We start from the raw sequence: 23,124 nt of genomic DNA on the forward strand, positions 1-23,124 counted from the left end.
CGATTCAGCAAGGTGGCTTCCCCGTGACGACCAATCTGCAGGAACGCATCCCGCACCGGGCCCCGGCGACGGTCCGTCCCCATCGGCGGGGGCGCGTCGCGCCACCCTGGTGGTTCACCGCCCCGGCTCTGGTGCTGTTCGCCTTCGTGGTGCTCGTCCCGAGCGCTCGCGGCGTCTACTACGCCTTCACCGACTGGGACGGCCTCGACCCGAACCTCAGCTTCATCGGCCTGGACAACTTTCGGGCCATGGCCGACGACCCCGACGCGCTCCAGGCCATCGGGCACACCCTGCTGATCGCGGTGGCCATCACGCTCATCCAGAACGGGCTCGGCCTGCTGTTGGCGCTCGGCGTCAACACCATGATCAAGAGCCGGAACCTCCTGCGGGCCCTGCTGTTCGCCCCCGCCGTGGTCACCCCGATCGTCACCGCCTACCTCTGGCGTAACCTGCTCGGCCCGGACGGCGCGGTCAACAGCCTGCTCGGCGCGGTCGGCCTGGACTCGTGGCGGCAGAACTGGCTCGGCGACCCCGACCTGGCCCTCTGGATGATCGTGCTGGTCGTGGTCTGGCAGTTCGCCGGCTACTCCATGGTGATCTTCCTGGCCGGCCTGCAATCGGTGCCCAGGGAGATCTACGAGGCCGCGGCCATCGACGGCAGCGGGCCGGTCCGCCGCTTCTGGTCGATCGTCCGGCCGCTGCTCGCGCCGGCCATCACGATCAACCTGATGCTGTCGATCATCGGGGGGATCAAACTCTTCGACCAGGTGTACGCCCTCACCGGCGGCGGACCCGGGCACGCCACCGACACCATCTCCACGCTGATCTACAAGGACGCGTTCACCCTCGGCGAGTTCGGCTACAGCATCGCCCTCGCGGTCGTGCTGACCGCCATCGTCGCGCTCGCCTCCGCCGGCCAGTACGCCGTGCTGTCCCGCAACGAGAAGGCGGCGTCATGAACCGCTACACCCGGCGTACCCTCGCGCTCGAAATGCTCATGATCGCGGTGGCGATCGTCTTCGCCTTCCCGGTCTACGTGCTGGTCAACCTCGCGATCCGGGCACCGTCGGACACCTCGTCACCGATCAGCCCCACCCTCTCGCCCACCCTGGACAACTTCACCCAGGCCTGGCAGGAGGGCGGACTCGGCGGCGCCCTGATCAACAGCGTGCTCGTCACCGCCGTCAGCGTCCTGATCGTGCTCGCCGTGTCGTCGCTGGCGGCCTATCCCCTCGCGAGAAGCACCGCACACTGGTCCCGCGGCACCTTCCTGCTGATCCTGCTCGGACTGGTCCTGCCGTTCCAGCTGGCCGCCCTGCCGCTCTACCAGACCATCCGCGATCTCGGACTGCTCGGCTCGGTCTGGTCACTGGTGCTGTTCTACGCCGGCCTGCAGGTGCCCTTCACCACGTTCCTCTACGTCGGGTTCCTCCGCGCGCTGCCCCGCGACTTCGAGGAGGCCGCCACCATCGACGGCTGCGGCCCGCTGACCGCGTTCCGTTACGTCGTCCTGCCGATGCTCAAACCGATCACCGTCACCGCACTGGTGCTCAACACCGTCAGCGTCTGGAACGACTTCTTCACCCCACTGCTCTACCTGTCCGGCAGCGACCAGCAGACCATGCCCGTCGCGGTCGCCGGCTTCGTCGGCCAGTTCGTCTCCGACTGGAACCTCATCTTCGCCGCGCTGCTGATCAGCATCGTCCCGGTCCTCGCCGTGTACCTGGCTCTGCAGCGCAGCATCATCAACGGATTCGCGGGAGGGCTGAAGGGATGACCCCCTACGGCTTGCAGACCGAACAGCGCACCCAACCCCTCGGGCTCGGCGAACCGCGGCCCCGGTTGTCGTGGAAGCTCCGCGGCGACCGGCGTGGCGCGGCACAGAGTGCCTACCGCATCACCGCCACCGCCGACGGCGAGACGGTCTGGGACACCGGACGCCGGGAGTCCGCCGACACCATCCTGATCTCCTGGGACGGTGCCGCGTTGCGATCGGCGACCCGCTACCGGTGGCGCGTCGAGATCTGGGACGAGACTGGTACGCCCACCGGCGCCGCCGAGACCTGGTTCGAGACCGGCCTGCTGCACCCCGGGGACTGGACGGCGGTGTGGATCGGCCGCGACCCGGTGGCCCTGCCGCCGGTCGACCCGCCGACCGACGACGACCTGCTCGCACCCGGCCCGGCGGAGGCGCCGCTGTACCTGCGGCGCGAGTTCCGGCTGGCTCAGCGCCCGGTTCGGGCCCGGCTGTACGCCACCGCCCGCGGCGTCTATGAGCCGGAGCTCAACGGTGAGCGCGTCGGCGACCGGGAACTCGCGCCGGGCTGGACCGAGTACCACCACCGGATCCAGTATCAGACCTACGACGTCACCGATCACGTGCGAGCCGGCGACAACACTCTCGCGGCGGTCGTCGCCGACGGCTGGTGGAGCGGCTACGTCGGCTTCGACCTGCGCCGCCCGGCCCGCCACTACGGCGACGCGCCCGCCTTCCTCGCCCAGCTGGTGGTGGACTTCCCGGACGGCTCCCGGCAGGTCGTCGCCACCGACGGTGACTGGACCGAGAGCGACGGCCCGATCCGGTCCGCCGATCTGATGATGGGCCAGTACGTCGACGCCCGCCGGGCCGTGTCGGGGAATCGGCCGGTCGCCGTGCTCGATACCGGCACCGGGCCGCTGGTCGCCGAACCCGACGAGCCGATCCGGGTGGTGGCCGAGCTGCCGGCTGTCGCGGTGGACCACCGCGGCCCGGACCGATACGTCGTCGACTTCGGGCAGAATCTGGTCGGCCGGCTGCGGCTACGGGTCCGTGGCGCTGCGACCGGGCAGCGGATCGTCGTGCGGCACGCCGAGGTCCGGGCCGATGGCGAGCTCTACACCGAGAACCTGCGCCGGGCCGCCGCCACCGACACCTTCGTCAGCGCCGGCGGCGACACCGAGCTCTTCGAACCGCGGTTCACCTTCCACGGCTTCCGCTACGCCGAGATCACCGGCTGTTCGGGAGAGCTCGCCCCGGGCGACGTCACCGCGCGGGTCCTGCACAGCGACACACCGTGGACCGGCCGGTTCGAGTGCTCCGACCCGATCGTGAACCAGCTGCACGCCAACATCGGCTGGGGCCAGCGCGGCAACTTCGTCGCGGTACCGACCGACTGCCCGCAGCGCGACGAGCGGCTCGGCTGGCTCGCCGACGCCCAGGTGTTCGCACCGACCGCGACCCGCAACGCCGACGTGTCCGCGTTCTTCGCGCGGTGGATGCGTGACGTCGTCGACGGCCAGAACGACGAGGGCGCGTTCCGCGACGTCTCCCCGATCATCGCCTTCGAACGCGAAGGCGCCCCGGCCTGGGGCGACGGCGGCGTCATCATCCCGTGGCTGCTCTGGCGGACCTACGGCGACCGGCGAGCGCTCGAGCACAGCTTCGACGCGATGGCCCGGTGGGTCGAGCACATCCACCGGCACAACCCCGGCCTGCTCTGGGAGAACCGCACCGGCAACTCCTACGGCGACTGGCTGCAGGTCGACGCCGACACCCCACGCGACGTCCTCGCTACCGCGTACTTCGCGCGCAGCACGCAGCTCGTCGCGGACGCGGCAGACGTGCTCGGTCGCCCCGCCGCCGGCTACCGGGCTCTGCACGCCGCGATCACCACGGCGTTCCAGGACGCGTTCGTCGGTGACGACGGCAGCGTCAAGGGCGGCACCCAGACCGCGTACCTGCTGGCACTCGCTTTCGGCCTGCTCCCGGACACCATGGTCGATGCGGCCGCCGGTCACCTGGCCGCCGACATCGAGAAGCGCGGCAACCGGCTGACCACCGGCTTCGTCGGGGTGTCGCTGTTGTGCCCGGTGCTGTCCGAGCACGGCCGGGCCGATCTGGCCTACGCGCTGCTGCACCAGGAGGAATATCCGTCCTGGGGCTACTCGATCCGGCACGGCGCGACCACGATCTGGGAGCGCTGGGACGGCTGGACCGAGCACGGCGGCTTCCAGTCCGCGGCGATGAACTCGTTCAACCACTACAGCCTGGGCAGCGTCGGCGACTGGCTCTACGGCCGGGTCGCCGGCATCGACCAGACACCGGACTCGGTCGCCTACTCCGAGCTGCTGCTGCGTCCCACCCCCGACCCCACCGGCCGGCTCACCTGGGCCCGCGCCGAACAGGAGACCGCCCGTGGCCTGGTGGCCTGCGGCTGGTCCCGCGAAGACGACCGGCTCACCGTGACCGCCACGGTGCCGCCGGGCAGCACCGCCGTACTGCAGATGGCGACGCCCGACCCCGGCAGCGTGCGCGAGAACGACGTGCCCGCCGCCGAGACACCCGGGGTCGTCCGGGTCGATCCGTCCGCCGCCGGGCTCACCCTGTGGCTGACGTCCGGCCGCTACACCTTCACCGCTTCCACCACCCCCCGTCTGATTCATCTCCACAGTGGGAGAACGCATGCGCACTCGTAGACTGACGGCCGTCGCCGCCGCGATGACCGCCGCCACCTTGCTCGCCGCCTGCTCCAGCGGCACCAACTCCGCCGGCGGCGGTGGTGACAACCAGACGCTGACCATCGCCTCGGTCGACCAGGGCTCGATCGAGAAGGTCGTCGACGCGTTCAAGGCCGCCAACCCCGGCGTCACCGTCAACCTCACCACCAGCGGCGCCGACCAGTACCAGCAGCAGATCCGCACCCAGCTGTCGTCCGGCACCGCCCCCGACGTGATGACCGTGTGGCCCGGCAACGGCAACCCCGGCGCCACCTTTGTGATCGCCAAGCCCGGTTACCTGCTCGACCTGTCCGACCAGCCGTGGGCCGGGCAACTGCCGGAGGCGTTCAAGAAGGTCGCCCAGTACGAGGGCAGAACCTACAACGCGCTGTTCGGGCTCAACGGCATCGGCGCCGTCTACAACGACGAAGCCATGACGAAAGCCGGCCTCACCGCGCCGGGCACGTGGACCGGCCTGATCGAGTTCTGCAAGGACGCCGCCGGTAAGGGCACCCCGGCGTTCGCCCTCGGCATCCAGGACAACTGGGTCACCCAGATCGCCCTGTACGCGCTGACGGCCACCACCGTCTACGGCACCGACAAGGACTTCGACACGAGGATGGCGGCCGGGCAGGCCACCTTCGCCGGCTCACCGTGGACCACCGCGATGGCCAAGTACCAGGAGATGAACAGCGCCGGCTGCTTCCAGAAGGACCCCCTGGGAACCAGCTACGAGGCCAGCCAGACCCTGGCCGCGACCGGGAAGACGCTCGGCATCATCCAGGGCAACTGGATCATCGGACTGCTCAAGCAGAAGAACCCCGGCGGCAAGTTCACCATGAAGGCGCTGCCGGCCACCGACAACCCGGCCGAGTTCGTCATGCCCGCGGCCGTCGGCGCCGGGTACGGCATCAACGCCAAGGCCAAGAACAAGGACCTCGCCCTGAAGTTCGTCACCTTCGTGATGTCCCCAGCAGGCATGAAGGTCTTCAACGAGGCGCAGGGCAGCCTGCCGACCCTGCCGGACGCCGGCACCACCGTCGACCCCGGCCTGACCGACCTCACCACGTTCGTCAAGGACAACCGCACCGTGCCGTTCATGGACCAGCTCTGGCCGAACGCGAAGGTCCAGCAGACCATGCTCAGCGGCCTGCAGGAGGTCTTCAGCAACCAGGCGACCGCTGACGAGGTCCTGAAGGACATGGACACCGACTACAAGGCGGGATCGTGAAACGACGTACGGCACTCGGACTGTCCCTCGCCGTCCCCTCCGCGACCTTGCTGACCGGCGGCCCCGCCGAGGCGACCGGCGCCAGCCATAGCCCTGACCTGCGCGTCGTCGGCCTGCGCGTCGACGGCCGCCCCGATCGGCCCCTCGGACTCGACAGCCCCAGCCCGGTGCTGAGCTGGCGGTTCGCCGAGACCTCATCCGCTGCCGCCGACCGGCAGACCGCGTACCAGATCCGGGTCTGGGACGCCGGTCGTGACCGGTTGCTCTGGGACTCCGGCAAGGTCGGCTCGCCGGTCCAGTCCGGAGTCCGCTACGGCGGCGAACCGCTCACCTCCCGGCAGCGACTGAGCTGGCAGGTCCGCGCCTGGGGCGCCGACCGGCACGCCACCGGCTGGAGCACCCCGTCGACCTGGGAGGTGGGGCTGCTCCACCAGACCGACTGGGGCGCGGCACGGTGGATCGAGTACCCCGGCCGCACCGAGACCCAGCCGATGCCGATCTTCGCCCGGCAGTTCACCGCCGACCCGCGCCGCAAGGTCACCCGGGCGCGGCTCTACCTCTCCGGCGTCGGCATGCACCTGGCCACCGTCAACGGCCGCGGGCTGACCGACGAGGTGCTGGCGCCCGGCTACGCCAACTACCAGCTGTCCAGCGAGTACCGCGTCTACGACATCACCGGCCGGATCCACCGGGGCGCCAACACCGTCGGGGTACGGCTGGGCAACGGTCCCGCCTACGTCCGGCGCAGTGTCACCAACCCGGCGGTGGGGCGGACCTCGCCGTACTCCTGGTGGCAGAGCCAGCTCAAGGGCAGCGGCACGCTGACCGCCGACGTCGAGGCCGGTGCCACCACTGTCACGCTGAGCGCCGTCACCGGCTACCACGTCGGCGGCACGATCAACATCGACACCGGCGACGGCGGCGACAACCTGGAATCCCGGGTCATCGCCGCGATCGGCGCCGACAGCACCACCTTCACCCCGGGCCTGTCGAAGCCGCACCCGGCCGGAGCGACGGTGACCGGCTCCGGCAACAACATCGCCGCCGGCGATGCCAGCGCCGGAGCGGCCGTCACGCCTCGGTTCATCGCGCGCCTGGAGATCACGTACGCCGACGGCCAGGAGACGGTGATCGTCTCGGACCGGGAGTGGCGCGCCGCGCTCGGCCCCCTGCAGACCGACGCGTGGTATTCGGGATCGGACTTCGACGCCCGCCGTGAGCAGCCCGGGTGGGATCAGCCCGGTGCCGACCTGTCGGCAGCCGCGCAGCGGCGTGACGGCACCCCCACCGGGTGGATCGCCGCAGGGATCGCCCCGCCGCCGAATCTCGCCACCAGGCTGGTCGGCCGCACCGCACCGCCGATGACGATCGCCGACCGGTACGAACCGGTGGAGATCACCAACCCGGTACCGGGCACGTGGGTGTTCGACTTCGGCCAGAACATCGTCGGGTTCCCCATGCTCAGGCTGAAGGCCGGCGTGCCGGCCGGCACCACGATCCGCATCGCACCGGCCGAGTCCCTCGCCGCCGACGGCACCGTCGACCAGGCATCACTCAAGGGCGGTGGCGGTAGCCGCGGTGTCGACCTGTTCAACACGTACACCACGGCCGGGCTGCGCGGTGGGGAGAGCTGGCGGCCGGACTTCAACTACTTCGGCATGCAGTGGGTGCAGGTCACCGGCCTGCCCGCGGACTACGTGCCCACCAGGGAGACCGTCACCGGGCTGCGGGTGCAGGCCGAGACGCCGATCGCCGGCGCGGTCACCACGTCCGACGCGCGGGTCAACCGGATCCACAAGATGGCCTGGTACTCGTTCGCCGGCAACATCATGAGCGTCTTCACCGACTGCCCGGGCCGGGAGAAGCTGTCGTATCCGGCGGATTACACGATGCCGATGGGCTCGATCCACCGGGACTTCGACCTGTCCGCCTACCTTCGCACGCACCAGCGGCACCTCGTCGAGGGCCAGTCGGTGGCCGACACCCCGATGGCCGGCAACGTCGCCCTCAAGACACCGGTCTACGACTGGGGTTACACCGGCCGCTTCGGCGACGAGATCAACTGGGGTGACGCGATCATCCTGGTGCCCGGCTTCCTGCGGCAGCTCTACGGCGACACCGAGACCGCGGCCCGCTACTACGAGCCGATGGTGCGCTTCGCCGACTACATCGCCCGGCAGAAGGCCGTCGGCAACATCGTCGACGCCGCCCTGGCCGACTGGGTGTCGGCCGAGCCGGTCTCCGGCCGGATCACCGGCACCTGGGGCTACTACCTGATGGTCAGGGAGCTGGCCGAACTGGCCCGCCTGACCGGACATCAGGCGGACAGCGCCCGATACTCCGCCCTGGCCGTGGACATCAGGACGGCGTTCCACACCACTTTCTGGGATCCGGCCCGCCGGCTCTACGCGGACAACGGCGCCGTCTCCCAGTCGGCGCAGGCGCTTGCGCTCGACGCCGGTCTGGTGCCCGAATCCGAGCGGAAGGCTGTCCTCGACGCTCTGGTGGAAATGATCTACGCGTTCCACCCGAACGGCGACGGCCCGCATTTCAGCGGCGGCACCATCGGCATGGCCCCGATCGTGCGGGCGCTGTCCGCCGGCGGCCGCGACGACGTGCTCTGGGATCTGATCCACGAGGACGAACAGCCCAGCTACGGCTACTTCATGGAGTCCACCGTCGCCAACCCGGGCGGCATGACGACCATGGGGGAGCGCTGGAACCGCGGCGACTCCAAGAACCACATGATCCTCGCCCAGATCGAGGAGTGGTTCCACGCCGGCCTCGCCGGGATCCGGGCCGCCGAGGGCACCACCGCCTACCGCGACCTCGTCGTCCAGCCCAAGATCGTCGGTGACCTGACCTTCGTCAAGGGCCACTACACGACGCCGCAGGGCACCGCCCGCTCCGAGTGGAAGCGCGAGGGGAACCGGCTCCGGCTGACCGTCACCGTCCCGCCGAACACCACCGCTCTCGTCCAGGTGCCGACGTTGGGCGGCCGGGTCACCGGCACCCCGCGCCGTGCGAGATTCCTGCGCACCGCCGGCGGCTACGCCGAATACCAGGTGCCGTCCGGCACCTACACCTTCACCACCCGATGAGCCCCGGCCCGGCCTCCGCACCTCACGGCGGAGGCCGGGCCGACCACGGCGAGAGGCACCACGTGGACTTCCCCGACGACTTCCTCTGGGGCAGCGCCACCTCGGCCCACCAGGTCGAGGGCGGCAACACCAACAACGACTGGTGGGACTTCGAACACGACCCCGCGTCACTGGCGCGGGAGTCGTCCGGTGACGGCATCGATCATTTCCACCGGTACGCCGACGACTTCGCGCTGCTGGCCTCGCTGGGGCACAACACCCACCGGCTGTCGATGGAATGGTCGCGTATCGAACCCGCACCCGGCGAGTTCAGCCGTGCCGCGCTTCTGCACTACCGGCGCGTCCTGACGGCGTTGCGCGACACCGGCATGACCGCGTTCGTCACCCTGCACCACTTCACGCTGCCGCGCTGGTTCGCCTCCCGTGGCGGCTGGCTCGCCCCGGACGCGGTCGCCGTCTTCGCCCGCTACTGCCGCCACGTGACCGCCGAACTGGGCGAGCTCATGCCGTTCGTCTGCACCGTCAACGAACCGCAGATGGTCGCCCTGCACGGCTACCTGGAGGGCTGTCACCCACCCGGCATCACCAATCCGATGAAATGGCGACGTGTCGGCGAGGTGCTAGTCGACGCCCACTTCGCGGCCGTCCGTGCGGTCCGCGCCACCAGCGACGCGCGGGTGGGGCTCGCCGTCCAGCTACCCCTGCTGGTACCCGCCGACGCGGGACCCGAGTCGGCCGGCTTCCGGGCCGTCCGGTACGAGATCGTCGACCGCCACCTCGACGAACTGACCGGACCCGACACCGGCGACTGGCTCGGTGTGCAGTACTACCGCAAACAGTGGGTCGATCCGGCGTCGCCCGCCCTGTTCGTCCCACCGCCGCCGGGCACGCCGCTGACCCAGATGGGCTGGGCCGTACACCCCGACGGTCTGCGCCGGATGCTGCACCGGGCCGCGCGGACCGGACTGCCGCTCTACGTCACCGAGAACGGCATCGCCACCGGCGACGACACCGAGCGCCTCGACTACCTCGCCACCCACCTGGCCGCTCTGGCCCGGGCCCGTGCCGAGGGCGTCGACGTGCGCGGATACCTGCACTGGTCCGCCTTCGACAACTTCGAGTGGAGCGAGGGCTACCGGCCCCGATTCGGGCTCATCGCCGTCGGTGACGACTTCGTCCGTACGCCCAGACCCAGCGCCCACGCCTTCGCCCGCCTCGCCCGCACCGGACGTCTCGACGCGCTGCACGAGCCCGGCGAACGGACGCCATCACCGTGACGCTCCGATCGCCGGGCGGACTGGAGCAGTCACCCCGCCGCGGCCGCCAGGGCGCGGGCCGTGGCCGGCACCAGGGGGCAACTGCTCTGGTACTGCCGGATGCCGGACTGGTCGGCCAGCGGGCAGAGGAACTGGCTGAACCGGGTGTCGTCGTCAACGAAGATCTTCAGCCAGGGGATCATCGTCCGGGCGAGGATGGTGCTCGGCTGGCCGATGTAGTTGTGACCGGCACCGGTGATCTCGAAATAGGCGCGCTCCGTCGTGGCCGGGATCGTGTTGTACAGGCTGGTGAGCCGGGACGGCGGCACGAGGGTGTCGTTCTGCATCGCGTAGATCAGGGTCGGCACCCGGTCTCCGGCCAGAGTGTTCGAGGGCAGATGGGGCGCGTTGCCGATGGCCGCCTTGAGGGCGGGACGCCGCAGGGCCGCGTCGAGTGCGCCGCCGCCACCCATGGAATGTCCCGCGACGGCGAGTCTGCCGGGGTCCAACCGGCTGCGCACCGAGCTGCGCTGCGTCAGGTAGTCCAGCGCGGCGAGCAACTGCGTACCACGGCTGGTGGGGCTGTCGTTGATGCTGTTGGTCTCGATCCCGAACACGATGAAGCCCTGACTGGCCAGTCTCGGGCCCAGCCAGGCGATGCCGGGCCAGGTGCCGTTGAGGCCGGGCGAGATCGCGACGCCGCCGAAGGTTCCCTGGCTGGTGTCGGTCGGGTAATAGATGACACCGCCGCCGAAGCCGTTGCCGCGCGGCACGCTGACCGACGCGGTGGCGAACGGACCGGTCACCGCTGCCACGCTCGATGCGGTCGGGGCAGGGCCTCGCTGGTACGGGTTCGCAGCGGCGGAGGCGGGTGGCGCCGCCGTGGCCACCATCCCGGCGGCGAGGGCGATCGCGGCCAGCGCCCGTCGGACGACCTTGATCGATGAACGGCGGCCGGCGGGCGTCATGCGGTCCGGATCTGACATCGGGCTCCTCCTCAGGCGGCTGCATCAACTGGCCAGCCACGACTCAACGACGTTTCATCGAAGATGCTGAATGAAAAACGTTATCCAAGTCAAGCGGTACGAACGTATGCAGTAACCGGCTCCGTGCAGAGGTCGGCAGAAGTTCAGCGGAACGCTGGCAGGTAAGACCTGATTGACCACCAGGTCATCGGTGTCTATGTTCGGCGCAACTCGTGAGTAACGTTTTTCAAATAGGCACGATCTAACTGATCCTGTCAGCTCGGCTTTCAGTGGTGCCTCGCCGCGCTGCATGCAGTGAAACGTTGCAAGTCGGCCCGATGGCCGGCTCGATCCCGGAAGGAAAGAGGTCTGATCATGGATGCGTCTCTGACCCGTAGAGCCCTGATCGGCGGATCGCTGTCCGTGGCCGCCACGGTGGGCATGCCGGCGGCGGCACACGCCCACCGTGCACCACGGGACGTGGCGGCCACCCGGTACGGCCACGTCCGCGGGCGGCGCGAGGACGGCATCGTCAAGTTCCTCGGCGTTCCCTACGCGACCCCGCCACTCGGCGAACTGCGCTTCCGGGCTCCGAAACCGCCCCGGCCGTGGTCCGGCGTGCGTGACACGGTGGACTTCCCCAGCCCCGCCTTCCAGGCCCCGGGCGGCGAGATGGGCCCGAACGGCAACGGCCGGATGCCCGCACCGTCCGAGGACTGCCTCTACCTCAACATCTGGACCCCGGCCGCCGACCGCCGGCGCCGGCCGGTGATGTTCTACCACCACGGCGGCGGCTACATGATCGGCTCCGGCTCCGCCACCGGGCAGGACGGCAGCCGCCTGGCCAAGCTTTACGACGTGGTGGTCGTCGAGTCCAACCACCGGCTCGGCCTGCTCGGCTACCTGTTCCTCGACGACCTCACCCACGCCGACTACGCCGCCAACCAGGGCATGCTCGACATCCTCGCCGCGCTGCGCTGGACGGCCGAGAACATCGACGAATTCGGCGGCGACCCGGACGACATCATGGTCTGGGGTGAGAGCGGCGGCGGCGCCAAGACCGCCGCCGTCTACACCATGCCGTCCGCCACACGGTTGTTCCACAAGGCGTCGATCGAGAGCGCCGCGCCGCTCCGGTTTCCGACGCGTGACGGTGCCACCGCGCGCGCCGACCGTACCCTGCATCTGCTGGGCCTGACCCGCGCCGACGTCACCGCGCTGCACGACATCCCGGCCGCCCGGCTGCTGGAGATCCAGCAGTCCGAGGCCGCCAACGGGGTCGCCCCGTGGGGCGACCCGGACCCACTGCCCGGCTTCGGTGCCTTCGTCGACGGCCACGTCATCCCCCGGCACCCGTTCGCCGACGGCGCCGCCCCGTGGTCGGCCGGGAAGCCGCTGATGGTCGGCACCACCCGCGACGAGACCGTGTTCTTCAGCCTGTTCGGACCGCCCGACATCTTCCGCATCGACGAGGCCGGCCTGCGCAGCCGACTGGGCGGCACCTACCAGGGCGCCGAACTGGACCGGATCATCGCCACCTTCCGCCGGTCCCGGCCGCACGCCACCCCGGCCCAGCTCTACTTCGCCATCACCACGTCACCGATCTGGCGTGACGCCATCAAGATCGCCGAGGCCAAGGCGGCACAACACCGGGCGCCGGTGTACATGTACCACCTCGCCTACCGGGACCCGACGCCCGTACCCGGCACCGATTTCCCGATCGGTGCGCCGCACGCCGCCGACATCCCGCTCAAGTTCGCCAACACGCCCGGCGACCGGCCGGCGGGGGAGCGGGCGACAGCGCGGAACATGAGCGCGCTATGGGCCGGCTTCGCCCATGACGGTCACCCGAACGCGCCAGGCCTGCCGCGGTGGCCCGCCTACACCCGCCGGGACCGGGCCACCATGTGGATCGACGCCACCTGCAGGATCGTCAACGACCTGGACCGCAGCGAACGGCTGTTCTGGGAGGACCGCGCCTGACGTCCGCCGCCGGTCCCTGATGAACGCGGGTACCCGGAGGCCCCCGGGTACCCGCGAGATCGTGGAGCGGCAGCGTTCCCCGTGGACGCCGCCGCGGAGTACCCGGCCGCACCGCGCATATTCACCTTTCTCGGTCACAGGCTTGTCGGGCAGGTGGAACGGCTTGACCAGGTAGTCGTCGGCGCCGGCGATCCGTCAGTTCGGTGCGGTGGGAGCTGCGGCCGGCCGGGCCAGCACCAGGCCGGCCACGGACAGCACCGTGCAGCCGATCATGAGCAGCGCCATGGGTACGGCGGTGTCCTGCCCACCGAGACCCGCGATCGGCGCGATCACACCGGCGGCCACCCACGTGACGAATCCGAGCATCGCCGAGCCGGTGCCCGGATGTTCGGGCACCTCAGCCGAGGCCAGCGCGCCCCCGTTGGGGCCGATCAGTCCCTGCGCGCTCATCAGCACGAAGAAACAGACGATCACCAGTGGCAGCGGCGTGCCGAACCACAGCGCACCCACCAGCATCGTCACCCCGGCGCCCAGCGCGGCGATCTGCCCGGCCGCGATGACCGTGCGGGTGGCGACCCGGCCCGCGAGCCGGGCAGCGACCAGCGACGCGACCGTCATGCCGGCGGCGTTGGCGGCGAAGTCCATCGAGTACGCCACCGGTGACAGACCGTTCATCGACTGCAACACGAACGCCGACGTCGCCACGTACGCGAAGATCGCACCCATTCCCGAACCGCTGACCAGCACGTATCCGACGTATCGTCGCCGGGTGAGGACCTGACGGCCGGCGATCGCGAACGTGCGCAGGCCACCGCCGTGCCGGCGCCGCGGCGGCAGCGACTCGGGCACCGCGACCAGCACCGCCACCACCATCGCCACGCCGAGGGCCGCCACCGCCCAGAACGACATCCGCCAGCCGGAGACCTGCAGGATGACCGCGCCGAGCAGCGGCCCGGCGATCGGCGCGATCCCGCCCACACCGGCGATCACGTTGAGCACCCGGACCAGCCGGGCGCCCTGGGCGAGGTCGACGATCACCGCCCGGCCGATCACCATCGCCCAGCCGCCGGCGAAGCCCTGGGCGAACCGGGCGGCCATCATGACGCCGATCGACGGGGTCAGGGCGCACACCACCGAGGCGATGGTCATCACGACCACCGCGGCCAGCAGCAGCCGGCGCCGGCCGTACCGGTCCGAGACCGGCCCGCCGATCAGCTGGCCCAGCGCCATGCCGACGAAGAACGTGGTCAGGGTGAGCTGCACCTGCGTGGCCGTCGCCGACAGGTCACCGGCGACACCCGGGAACGCCGGAACGTACATGTCGGTGGCCAGTGGCGCGATCCCGGTCAGCAGGATCACCGTGGCGATCAGGGCGGTGGTGAGCCGGGCCTGCCGCCGTACCCGATCCGGTTTCCGCTGTTCGGCGAGAGTCGCAGTCATGCCTCCAGCACACCCGCGGCGGGCGCGGGGAGGAAGTCATCGCCGAGGGGTGTACCAGCAGTACATCCCAGGTCAGCGGTCCGCGCCGTACCGTCGAGGACATGAGCAACCGAGCCGAGGTCCACGACTTCCTCACCACGCGCCGCGCGAAGATCACCCCCGAACAGGCGGGCCTGCCCGTCGCCGGACAGCGCCGTGTGCCCGGACTGCGCCGCAGTGAGGTCGCCGCCCTGGCCGGCATGAGTGTGGAGTACTACGCCAAGCTGGAACGCGGTGCGCTGGCCGGCGTCTCCGCCGGGGTGCTCGAGGCGATCGCCCGCGCCCTGCAACTCGACGACGCCGAACGCGCCCATCTCATGCGCCTGGCGCAGGAGGCCAGCGGCACCAGCGCTCTGGTACGGCCCAGCCGCCGCCCCAGGCAGTGGACCGTACGGCCCAGCCTGCAATGGACGCTGGACACGATCACCGCACCGGCCATCGTGGTGAACAACCGGCAGGACCTGCTCGCCGCCAACCTGCTCGGCCGCGCCATGTACAGCGACGTCTACGCGGGCGCCGACGGTGTGCCCAACTTCGGGCGGTACACCTTCCTGGACAGCACCGCCCACCGCTTCTATCCCGACTGGGACCTCGCCGCGGACATGACCGTGGCGAACCTGCGCACCGCCGCCGGCAAGGACCCGCACGACAAGGGACTGCACGACCTGGTCGGTGAACTGTCCACCCGCAGCGAGGACTTCCGTCGCCGGTGGAGCGCCCACAACGTCCGTATCCACGGCACCGGCCGCAAGACCTTCCACCACCAGGTCGTCGGCTCCCTCGAACTGGCCTACGAGACCATGGACCTGCGCGCCGACGACGGTGCCGCCATGACCCTCTACGCCGCGCAGCCGGGTTCACCGACCGCACAGGCACTTACCCTGCTCGCCTCCTGGGCCGCCACCAGCGAGAACAGCCCTGCCGCGTCGCAGCGTTAGCCCGTTCCGGCCGCCCTGCGCCCGCAGCAACGGTTGCAGGCCATGACTCCCGACGCGGGCGCAACCTCATCGGCCAGCGCCTGACGCGCGTCTTCAGTATCACGGGCTACCCGGCTGGTCCTGACGCCGACGGACCCGGCAGAAGGCCGGCGCGTCACCTACCGGCGCTTCTGATCGCAGCAGGACCGGCGGGGCGCTCTACCTGTGGGCACGCTCGCGGCGGACGTGAGAGCGCTGCGGCCTCCTCTCCCGGCTCGAGGACGGCCCGCTCGCCGAAGCCGTCCGTGGCACGGCCACCTCTCGTCTGCTTCAGCAGGAGCTTTCAGCCGGTCAGCGGGCGGCTGACGGTGCTGTCGGTCCTGCCGCTCAACTCCCTGTCGAGGGTCTCCTGCGCGTCACGCATCGCCTCGGCATACTCGGGTTCGGCGAGCCGGCGCATGCCGACCTCGGGCGCGACCGCCTCGACCACCGTGCTGATCCACCAGATGTTGCCGAACGGGTCACGCACCCGGCCACCTCGCTGACCGAACGCGTGGGTCGCCGGTGCGGTGATCACACGGGCCCCGGCGGTGGCGGCCCGCTCGATCGTCGCGTCCGCATCGGCAACGAAGACGCGCAACAGCGAAGGCATCGCGGGCCAGCCCGGTCTCTGATCGAACGCGAGCAGAACGGTGTCCCCGACACGAATCTCGGCGTGGCCGATGGTCCCGTCCTCCAGCCGCACGCGGCCCGACTCGACTCCATCGAAGACGGCGGCGATGAAGTCCAGCAATCGCCCGGTGTCGGGGGTGACGATCCACGGCGCGACGGTCGTGTACCCGGCCGGCTGGGTGCTTGACATGGCAACTCTCCTCGGGACGACGCTGATGCGGCTCACCGTAGAGCCCATACAGGTCAACAACTGTCCTGATGAGTCGAGGCCGTGGCGCCCGAGATCGTCCATCCGAACGCCGTCGGCTGCCGACGCGCCGGCTGAATCCCCGCCCGAACAGAGCCGGGCCGTTCGGAGTGCGGCGTTCGAACGGTCACTTGATCGATCGGCTGTGGGTTACGGCTGCTTCCCGGCCCAGGAAGCAGCCGTAACCCACAGGTGGCCTCTCAGATCGGCCGAAGATGATCGTCCGCCTATGCGAAACTGCTTCAACCCGCCGGCTTCGCCTTCACGCGAAGAAGGCGGACTGCCTCAACTGGCCGCTGTCCGCGTGCATCGGCAACCTGTTCCGTGTGCAGTGAGACGACTCGGATCTCGCGAGAGATCAGTCCGAATGCGGCCTGGACCAGATCAAGGACGGCGCTGTTCCCCAGCGTCGATGACGATCCATACAAGTTCTCGCCATTCTCATCCGGCAGCTCAGCTGCTTTCCTGCGCCTCAGCGGGCGAACCATGGCATGCGAGGAGGCGGCGTGCGGAACTTCGGAGTGATCCTGGCGCCAGGGTACGAGGACGTGTGGCAGGACGAATCGCTTCTCGAGCCCTGACCGGCGAGCTGGACCAAGGCGCTCACCTGCCGCGTTCCCCCAGTGGCTGCGGTTACTGCGTCGGGAGGCGCCGGCGTGGGCGGAACGCGATGAACGCGACCAGGAGCAGCGTCACCGGCAGGCCGAGGAGCCACAGGGCGAGGCCGCGGTCGATCCATCCTGCCGTGCGGGCGATGTCCACCAGCGCTCCGGTCAATATGGCGCCGCCGAACGTGAAGCAGAATGAGATCGCCTCCTGCTGGGTGCGCCAATCCGCCCGGGAGCCTTTCATCACGATCGGGGTTTCGGTCACCAGTGCCCATACGCCGCCACCGATGAGGAACGCGGCCGCCGCCAGTGCCAGGACATTCATGATCACGCCAGGCAACCTATCCGTGGTCGTGGTCGACGGGGACCGGGTATCCAGGGGAAGGGCCTCAGCCGTTCGTCGCGGATGTCTTGAACGGCCCTGCCCCGGCACCGATCTTTAGGATTGCGGGCGTGCACACCACACCGCCCGGGCCGATCGACGTGCCGCGGGAGTTTCCCGCCGTCGTACCGTATGTGACGCACGGCGCTGGATTCCGGTCGAGGACCGTCCGGCGATGGTCGGCTGGGGCTGGGATGCTCCTGACGATCATCCGTGGCGCGACCTGCAGAGCCCGACAGGGTTGATGCTCGGAGATGCGGGCGGGATCTACCTGTTCGTCTGCACCGAGTGCCCGGCCCGACCATTCGACTACCGATTCGACTGCGGATGAACGGGACCAGCGGTCCCCGTACGTCTGCAGCGGACGACAACGGCCCGTCATCGGTCGACGGTGACGGGCCGTTGGTGCTCATCGCAGGCGATGAGCCGCCGGTGTACTGGTCACACCGTCTGGTAGATGTAGTTGCGGCCGTGGTCGGAGTCGTACGCGGTGCAACGGCTGACCTGACCGTAGACGCGGAACCAGATCTCCACCCGGCTGGTGCTGGGCTGCAGGTCGATGGTCGCCGGCAGTGCCTCGCCGTCGTGGTCGGTCAGCCGCTTGGCGAGCGTGGGACCGTCGTCGAGGCGGTAGAAGACGTCGATGTGCCAGCCCGGCATGCCTCTGAGTGTCTCCCGGCACTGGGGGAGCCGGGCGACGTCGTACCGCACGGTGAGGGTCTGGTCCTTGCGGACCTGGCCGGTCAGGGACTCGGACCAGTCGGCGTTGAACGAGACGACCGTGGGCTGTTCGATGGTGTAGCGGTAGTTCGCGCCGAACCGCGAGTCGTACTCGGTGCAGCCGGTGATGTCACCGGAGACGAACCACAGCTCCAGGTTGCGGGCGCCGAGCGGCAGGCTCAGCGGGGCCAGCGCCGTGACCTGCCTGCGGTCGTCGTTCAGCCGCGTGGCCGGTTGGCTCTGCACCGGCCCACCGTCGACACGGTATTCGACGTTGATGCTCCAGGCGTCGCCGCCGGCGTACCGGCTCCGGCACTTCGGCAGCCGGTCGGTGGCGAAGTCGACGAGCACCGGCCTGCTCGCCTCCAGGACGCCTTCGACCCTGTCATCGCGATCGGCGGGGAATCGCAGCAGTGGCGCGGACTTGAGCGGCTGGAGAGTGGTGGTCGGCGAGGTGTTGCCCGCCGCGTCGACCGCCTGCACGCCGTAGGTGTACCAGGTGTTCCCGGTCAGTGCGTGGTCGTGGTAGCTGTTGGCGTCGGCGGGCACGGTAGCGATCTGACGGCCGTTACGAAACACCCGGTAGGCGGTGACGTCATCGTCGTCCACAGCGGTGGCCCAGTAGACGCTGAGCGGGCCGGCCCCTTCCGCGGACGCGTCCGGGGCGGTGGGTGCCGTGGTGTCAGCCGCGGAGACGGGCGCCGCGGCGCCGAACAGAGCGGCCGACGCGGCGAGCAGGAGAACACTCACTCGCCGGATGACGGACGCCGTGGTGGGGGTCGAATTGTGCTGCATCGTTTCCCTTACGGAGATGGAGGAGGCACGCTTTCGTCCGTCGTGACAGGACGGATGCAAGGCATCTCGAATCCTGCAAGTTCTTACAGCGACAGTCAAGAAATCAATTACCAAAGCTACGGTACGACCCCTCGCTGCGATTCTCGACCTAGGCGTGCCCCCTGCTCATGCCGCTGTCAGGTTGCCTCTTGTGTCGCCGGTCACCCTGCCGCTGAAGTATGGGCAGCTCCCGGGTGTGCGGCCGGTGGCGCCTGGTCCGCCCTGGTTGAGCCAGCGTAGTGATGACGGAGTGTCCACCGTCTCATCAAGGCGAAGTCGACGCGGGAATCGCTGGCCATGGCGCCCCGGCCCGGTCCATGGATCGCTGATCTTGAATACAGCCACATGACGTTAACTAGCAAGAAATGAAAGAACTTGCGTCGGGTGACGGTAACTCCACTATGGTCAACCGCCGTACCGGACATCGCCGTCCACCCGTGACGCCGCGGCAGTACCGCCAGATTCCGGAGGTGCTCGCCGCCAGGAAGGACAGTCCATGACCGTGTCCCGCATGCTGCGTAGTGTGCTGATGATGGCTCCCGCGCTCATCGCCGCTCTAGGAATCGCCGCCGCCCCGGCCGCCGCCGCCCCGCCTCCGGCCGGCACGGGTACGCCGGTGCTGCACTTCAACGCCGACGGAAGCACGTCGATCGAGGGAACCATCGAGTCCGGTCATCCGGTCCACATCGACTTCGATCCGGCTCGCCTACCCGACTGCCGCGGCACGGACGAGTACGGAGACTCCTGGGGCATCTCCGTCCACTACCGCATCGACGGTGGCGAGGTGCGGGCGTACCCGGTGACCGAAAGAGTGACAGCCGGGGGCAAGGACAGCACGATCAGGGGCCTCGCCACCGTGCAGTTGCGCCCGGACACCCGGCACCTGCAGATGTGGTTCGTCGCCGAGGACCGCGCCGGCTGCCACGAGGAGGACACCGACCACGGCGCGACCTACCGCTTCGACATCGCTCAGCCGCCCGTGCTGGCCCGCGCCACCTACCACGCCGACTGGTCCGAGACCCTGACCGGGACGCTGCGCAAGGGCGGCGCCCTGGTGATCAACTACGATCCGGCCCGGCTCCCGCAGTGCCGCACCACCTACCGCGGCTACCCCGCCTGGGCAATCGCCGCCTTCTACCGCTTCGACGGCGGCCCGGTGCAGTCCACGACGGTGAACCAGGGAGCCGAGGTCATCCCGGTCCGCATCGACATCCCGGCGAACGCCCAGAAGATCGAAACGTGGTTCGCGATCTCCAATTACCACGCTCAATGCTCGGCGTACGACTCGGACTACGGCAGGAACTACACCTTCTCCATCAACTGACACGAGTACGGGCCAGGCAGCTCAGCCGCCTGGCCCGGGTGCCGCTCGTGGGCGCTGGCTCGGCGCTGCCGACATGCCGGGAGGGCAGCCCTCACCCCTCGGGGTCGTCGTCAGTAGCGGGCGGGACGTCCTGCGACGCGTACGGCTTCAGGCCCGCCGCGACACGTTCGCGCTCCACGCGTACCGCCAGCCCGTCGTCGCTTGGACGCGCGGCGCCGCCGTGGGCGCTCCGGTCCCGAGGCTGGGGCGGTACTTCGATGTCCATCGGTTCGCTGGTCATGGTCCCTCCGTTTCGTCGGTGTCCGGCCCTGTTCCGGCCGCCGACGCGCATACCCCAGGGTGTGGCGGCATACTCGGGTTCGATGCGGGTCGGAGGGGCCAGAACCCGCTGCGCGCCGGCGCCGCAACCGCGGCGAGATGCTTCTCGTCAGGTACGCGGATACGTCGGCGGCTGACTCCACTGCCGGGTCGGCACCGTCGTGTCGTGACGTTCGGGCAGGCGAGGCAGGCTGGTCGCGCCGGCAACCCTGTCGAGGGTCGCCACAATGGTGGCGCCGATCGCGAGAGTGATCAGAGCGGTGGCGATCTTCGCGCCCGCCTGATCAGCGAGCGTCAACGGCGTGATGACCGCGATGAGCGTCACCAGCGCCATGATCCATCGGAAGAAGCGACGTGGTTCGGCCACCGTCAGCGTGAGCAGGTGCAGCAGACCTGCGGCCAGCACCGTCGCCACCGCGGCACGCCGCCTACAGCGGGTCCTGGCCGCGGGGCCGATGCGCCTCGTCGGGACTCTCCGGCCCGGCCGGTTCCCGTGCCGGCGCCCGCGCATCGGAGCGTGGGTCGTCGGCGTTGGCGTCCCGGAGGTACTCGTCAGCCTCCTCGGGCGGGTCACCGAGGGCTTCGGGGTTCACGCTCATCTGCGTGTCCTTTCGGTCGTCTACCGGACGGCGTCGGGGTGGCCCGGCATGCCGGATCCGCCGCCACTGCCGCCCGAGGAGCCGCCTGAAGCACCGGAGCCATCGGGCTCGGTGACGCTGTCCGCCTCCGGAAGGCCGTCGACCGGCCGTCCGGGCTCCGTCTGATCGACAGGGGCGCCCTCCTCGCCCTTGGAGGCCGGGTCGATAGGCAGTTCGCCGGTGCGGGGTCGGTCAGTGTGAGTCATTCGGCGCGCATACCCGTCCGAGACCGACTCATGCCCGCGGGTACGGACGGACCGCCACTCCTCCGACACCCGGAGGCGAATCCGGGGTACGGAAATCGTATGAGCGGAATAGCCGAGACCGCGAGTATGGACCCCGGTGGTGATCGTCGGCGTCGCGATGATCAAGAAACGTATTCTGGCCGGGCCGTGCTGGCCACCGATGACGGTGCGTTCGGCCTCCACATCCAGAGCGGTGCCGCCGCGGCAACGAATACGGATTCGAACTGCTCACAGAAAACCTTGCGTCGAAGCGCGGCTCTCAGCGGGCCGGAAATCGCCGTGAGAAGACTTCTCCGGGCGGGCGTTGTCATGTCCTCAACAGGTGTCCAGGTATTTGTCGGGCGTATCCGGTCTTTGGTGGCCGTCAATACGGGGCGTCACCTCGGTGAGTCCCGGATTGTCCTTGTCGGGCGACATCGCCGAGCTAATCGACAAGGCGGTTCTGAATTGGCGCCATGCCCGTCAGTGGGTACACGGAACTTCGGATCGGGGATCCACCGGGACGGCAGGCGTGCCGTGGCGCTCATGACAGCGGCACGGGGGTTGGTGCCGAGGACGCGGGATCGGGCGTTGGCGGCAAGCGACGATCAACGGCGGCCGGATCAGCCCGGCCGCCGTTGATCATAGAGTTCAACTCCCGATCGTCGGGTTGCTGCCGCTGATGCCCGTCACGGTGAGCGCGGTGCTGGCGCCACCCCCGGGACCTGTTACGCCGCCCGAAGCCGCCCCGCCGCCAGTGCCCGCGTCCGTGCCACCGGCGGTGCCGGTGCCGCCCGCGGCGGTGTCGCCGGTGCCGGTGTCCGTGCCGCCGGTCGTGTCGGTGCCGGTGCCGGGTGTGGTTCCGCCGGTGCCGGTGTCCGTGCCGCCGGTCGTGTCGGTGCCGGTGCCGGGTGTGGTTCCGCCGGTGCCGGCGTCTGTGCCGCCGGTCGTGTCAGTGCCGCCGCCGGTGTTCCCGGGCGTGGTTCCGCCGGTGCCGGTGTCCGTGCCACCCGTGTTGTCTGTGCCGCCGCCGGTGTTGCCGGGCGCAGTCCCGCCGGTCCCGGTACCTGGCGCAGTCCCGCCGGTGGTGGTGTCGCCGGTGTTGCCGGGCGCAGTTCCGGTGCTGGGCGTACCGCCGGTATCAGGTGTGCTCCCCGCGCCCGGAGAACCGCCCTGCGATGGTTGCGGGAACGGTCCGTGCTCGCGGTATTCCACCATGAGGATGGAGATACTCCGCGTCGCGCCGGTGGTGGCTGCGCAGTTGTGAGACGTCCAGAGGCCGAGCTGTGAGCCGAGGTCGTTCATCGCCTCACAGGCACCACCGCCACCCAATTGTCCGATCATATCCGTCGGGTTGTCGGGAGGCGGATTGTGGAGGGCCGCATTGGCGGGTCCCATTCCGAATGCTGCCCCGGCCAGCATTCCGATTCCGGCAGTGGTCAGCCTCCGTGTTGCCTTGCTCATGTCATACCTTTCTCGACGCTTCCGATGACTCGAATAGCTGAGCATGGGGCCGGATGATCGGTCTTCCTAATCAGCGAAACAGGCGCAGCCGGCCAAGATTCGGCCCTCTGGGGCAAAGGGCGTGGAAGAACGATGTGACGAGCAGGTTTATCCGGCGGCGATGTTGGTATACGCGCTGGACCGGGCGCCGTGTGCGGCAGGTGGGTCACGCATTGTGTCGCGCCGGCTACGCGCATTTCCATGGCCGCCGATCGGTGCAGGGAATGCTCGGCTAGATCATTTCAT

The 23,124-nt window shown here is 69.6% G+C and carries 18 protein-coding genes; 9 read left to right on the plus strand and 9 right to left on the minus strand.

What is annotated here, in order from left to right; genetic code table 11:
* Positions 1–23: 23 nt before the first annotated feature.
* From BC793_RS27170 to BC793_RS27195, 6 genes are all read left to right on the plus strand, one after another.
* On the plus strand, positions 24–959 hold the full coding sequence (locus BC793_RS27170; protein WP_109597150.1) for a carbohydrate ABC transporter permease: 936 nt from the start codon (positions 24–26) through the stop codon (positions 957–959).
* Positions 956–1,777 carry a carbohydrate ABC transporter permease gene (locus BC793_RS27175; RefSeq protein WP_109597152.1) on the plus strand — a complete coding sequence of 274 codons (822 nt, stop codon included), beginning with the start codon at positions 956–958 and terminating at the stop codon, positions 1,775–1,777. Before BC793_RS27170 ends, BC793_RS27175 begins: the two co-directional genes overlap by 4 nt.
* On the plus strand, positions 1,774–4,455 hold the full coding sequence (locus BC793_RS27180) for an alpha-L-rhamnosidase (RefSeq protein WP_109597154.1): 2,682 nt from the start codon (positions 1,774–1,776) through the stop codon (positions 4,453–4,455). Before BC793_RS27175 ends, BC793_RS27180 begins: the two co-directional genes overlap by 4 nt.
* The gene (locus BC793_RS27185) at positions 4,442–5,707 is read left to right on the plus strand and encodes an ABC transporter substrate-binding protein (protein WP_109597156.1); all 1,266 of its coding nucleotides are present in this window, start codon (positions 4,442–4,444) and stop codon (positions 5,705–5,707) included. Before BC793_RS27180 ends, BC793_RS27185 begins: the two co-directional genes overlap by 14 nt.
* Positions 5,704–8,808, plus strand: a complete 3,105-nt coding sequence (locus BC793_RS27190) for an alpha-L-rhamnosidase (RefSeq protein WP_109597158.1) — start codon at positions 5,704–5,706, stop codon at positions 8,806–8,808. Before BC793_RS27185 ends, BC793_RS27190 begins: the two co-directional genes overlap by 4 nt.
* Positions 8,809–8,870: 62 nt before the next feature.
* Complete coding sequence (locus BC793_RS27195) at positions 8,871–10,085, plus strand: glycoside hydrolase family 1 protein (RefSeq protein WP_239170354.1); 1,215 nt, start codon at positions 8,871–8,873, stop codon at positions 10,083–10,085.
* A 29-nt stretch (positions 10,086–10,114) separates the two neighbouring features.
* Here the strand turns inward: BC793_RS27195 and BC793_RS27200 are convergent, their stop codons facing one another.
* On the minus strand, positions 10,115–11,050 hold the full coding sequence (locus tag BC793_RS27200) for a dienelactone hydrolase family protein (RefSeq protein WP_239170355.1): 936 nt from the start codon (positions 11,048–11,050) through the stop codon (positions 10,115–10,117).
* A gap of 354 nt (positions 11,051–11,404) precedes the next feature.
* On the opposite strand from BC793_RS27200, the gene BC793_RS27205 reads away from it, so the two are divergent.
* The gene (locus tag BC793_RS27205) at positions 11,405–13,012 is read left to right on the plus strand and encodes a carboxylesterase/lipase family protein (RefSeq protein WP_109597164.1); all 1,608 of its coding nucleotides are present in this window, start codon (positions 11,405–11,407) and stop codon (positions 13,010–13,012) included.
* 195 nt (positions 13,013–13,207) lie between these two features.
* Here the strand turns inward: BC793_RS27205 and BC793_RS27210 are convergent, their stop codons facing one another.
* Positions 13,208–14,452 (minus strand): multidrug effflux MFS transporter, encoded by a 1,245-nt coding sequence (locus BC793_RS27210; RefSeq protein WP_109597166.1) that lies wholly within the window; start codon positions 14,450–14,452, stop codon positions 13,208–13,210.
* A gap of 101 nt (positions 14,453–14,553) precedes the next feature.
* Here BC793_RS27210 and BC793_RS27215 point away from each other — a divergent pair, with 101 nt between their 5' ends.
* The gene (locus BC793_RS27215; RefSeq protein WP_109597168.1) at positions 14,554–15,429 is read left to right on the plus strand and encodes a helix-turn-helix transcriptional regulator; all 876 of its coding nucleotides are present in this window, start codon (positions 14,554–14,556) and stop codon (positions 15,427–15,429) included.
* Between the two features lie 322 nt (positions 15,430–15,751).
* Here the strand turns inward: BC793_RS27215 and BC793_RS27220 are convergent, their stop codons facing one another.
* The 3 genes from BC793_RS27220 to BC793_RS27230 all read right to left on the minus strand — a co-directional run bounded on the left by BC793_RS27220 (position 15,752) and on the right by BC793_RS27230 (position 18,787).
* Complete coding sequence (locus tag BC793_RS27220) at positions 15,752–16,270, minus strand: VOC family protein (RefSeq protein WP_109597170.1); 519 nt, start codon at positions 16,268–16,270, stop codon at positions 15,752–15,754.
* A 690-nt stretch (positions 16,271–16,960) separates the two neighbouring features.
* Positions 16,961–17,266, minus strand: coding sequence for a hypothetical protein (locus tag BC793_RS27225; protein WP_109597171.1), 306 nt, complete (start codon positions 17,264–17,266; stop codon positions 16,961–16,963).
* A 492-nt stretch (positions 17,267–17,758) separates the two neighbouring features.
* On the minus strand, positions 17,759–18,787 hold the full coding sequence (locus tag BC793_RS27230; protein WP_146246472.1) for a DUF6209 family protein: 1,029 nt from the start codon (positions 18,785–18,787) through the stop codon (positions 17,759–17,761).
* A 580-nt stretch (positions 18,788–19,367) separates the two neighbouring features.
* Between BC793_RS27230 and BC793_RS27235 the strand changes: the two genes are divergently transcribed.
* Positions 19,368–20,195, plus strand: coding sequence for a DUF6209 family protein (locus tag BC793_RS27235; protein WP_109597173.1), 828 nt, complete (start codon positions 19,368–19,370; stop codon positions 20,193–20,195).
* A 91-nt stretch (positions 20,196–20,286) separates the two neighbouring features.
* On the opposite strand, the gene BC793_RS27240 is transcribed toward BC793_RS27235, so the two are convergent.
* The 4 genes from BC793_RS27240 to BC793_RS27255 all read right to left on the minus strand — a co-directional run bounded on the left by BC793_RS27240 (position 20,287) and on the right by BC793_RS27255 (position 22,839).
* Entirely contained in the window at positions 20,287–20,475 is a 189-nt protein-coding gene (locus tag BC793_RS27240) for a hypothetical protein (RefSeq protein WP_109597174.1), read from the minus strand.
* A 147-nt stretch (positions 20,476–20,622) separates the two neighbouring features.
* Positions 20,623–20,928 (minus strand): DUF6069 family protein, encoded by a 306-nt coding sequence (locus tag BC793_RS27245; RefSeq protein ID WP_109597175.1) that lies wholly within the window; start codon positions 20,926–20,928, stop codon positions 20,623–20,625.
* A 13-nt stretch (positions 20,929–20,941) separates the two neighbouring features.
* Positions 20,942–21,112: a hypothetical protein gene (locus BC793_RS49765; protein WP_158319384.1), complete on the minus strand. Its 171-nt coding sequence runs from the start codon at positions 21,110–21,112 to the stop codon at positions 20,942–20,944.
* Positions 21,113–22,026: 914 nt separating this feature from the next.
* Positions 22,027–22,839, minus strand: a complete 813-nt coding sequence (locus BC793_RS27255; protein ID WP_146246473.1) for a hypothetical protein — start codon at positions 22,837–22,839, stop codon at positions 22,027–22,029.
* Positions 22,840–23,124 lie beyond the last annotated feature (285 nt).

Origin of the sequence: Actinoplanes xinjiangensis (assembly GCF_003148685.1) — a bacterium.
GTDB classification, from domain to species: domain Bacteria; phylum Actinomycetota; class Actinomycetes; order Mycobacteriales; family Micromonosporaceae; genus Actinoplanes; species Actinoplanes xinjiangensis.

Coding starts and splice junctions, on each gene's coding strand:
- BC793_RS27175 (WP_109597152.1), top strand. CDS start 956: ATGAACCGCTACACCCGGCGTACCCTCGCGCTCGAAATGCTCATGATC.
- BC793_RS27235 (WP_109597173.1), top strand. CDS start 19,368: ATGACCGTGTCCCGCATGCTGCGTAGTGTGCTGATGATGGCTCCCGCG.
- BC793_RS27220 (WP_109597170.1), bottom strand. CDS start 16,270: ATGTCAAGCACCCAGCCGGCCGGGTACACGACCGTCGCGCCGTGGATC.
- BC793_RS27240 (WP_109597174.1), bottom strand. CDS start 20,475: ATGACCAGCGAACCGATGGACATCGAAGTACCGCCCCAGCCTCGGGAC.
- BC793_RS27255 (WP_146246473.1), bottom strand. CDS start 22,839: ATGAGCAAGGCAACACGGAGGCTGACCACTGCCGGAATCGGAATGCTG.
- BC793_RS49765 (WP_158319384.1), bottom strand. CDS start 21,112: ATGAGCGTGAACCCCGAAGCCCTCGGTGACCCGCCCGAGGAGGCTGAC.
- BC793_RS27215 (WP_109597168.1), top strand. CDS start 14,554: ATGAGCAACCGAGCCGAGGTCCACGACTTCCTCACCACGCGCCGCGCG.
- BC793_RS27185 (WP_109597156.1), top strand. CDS start 4,442: ATGCGCACTCGTAGACTGACGGCCGTCGCCGCCGCGATGACCGCCGCC.
- BC793_RS27200 (WP_239170355.1), bottom strand. CDS start 11,050: ATGTCAGATCCGGACCGCATGACGCCCGCCGGCCGCCGTTCATCGATC.
- BC793_RS27205 (WP_109597164.1), top strand. CDS start 11,405: ATGGATGCGTCTCTGACCCGTAGAGCCCTGATCGGCGGATCGCTGTCC.
- BC793_RS27210 (WP_109597166.1), bottom strand. CDS start 14,452: ATGACTGCGACTCTCGCCGAACAGCGGAAACCGGATCGGGTACGGCGG.
- BC793_RS27180 (WP_109597154.1), top strand. CDS start 1,774: ATGACCCCCTACGGCTTGCAGACCGAACAGCGCACCCAACCCCTCGGG.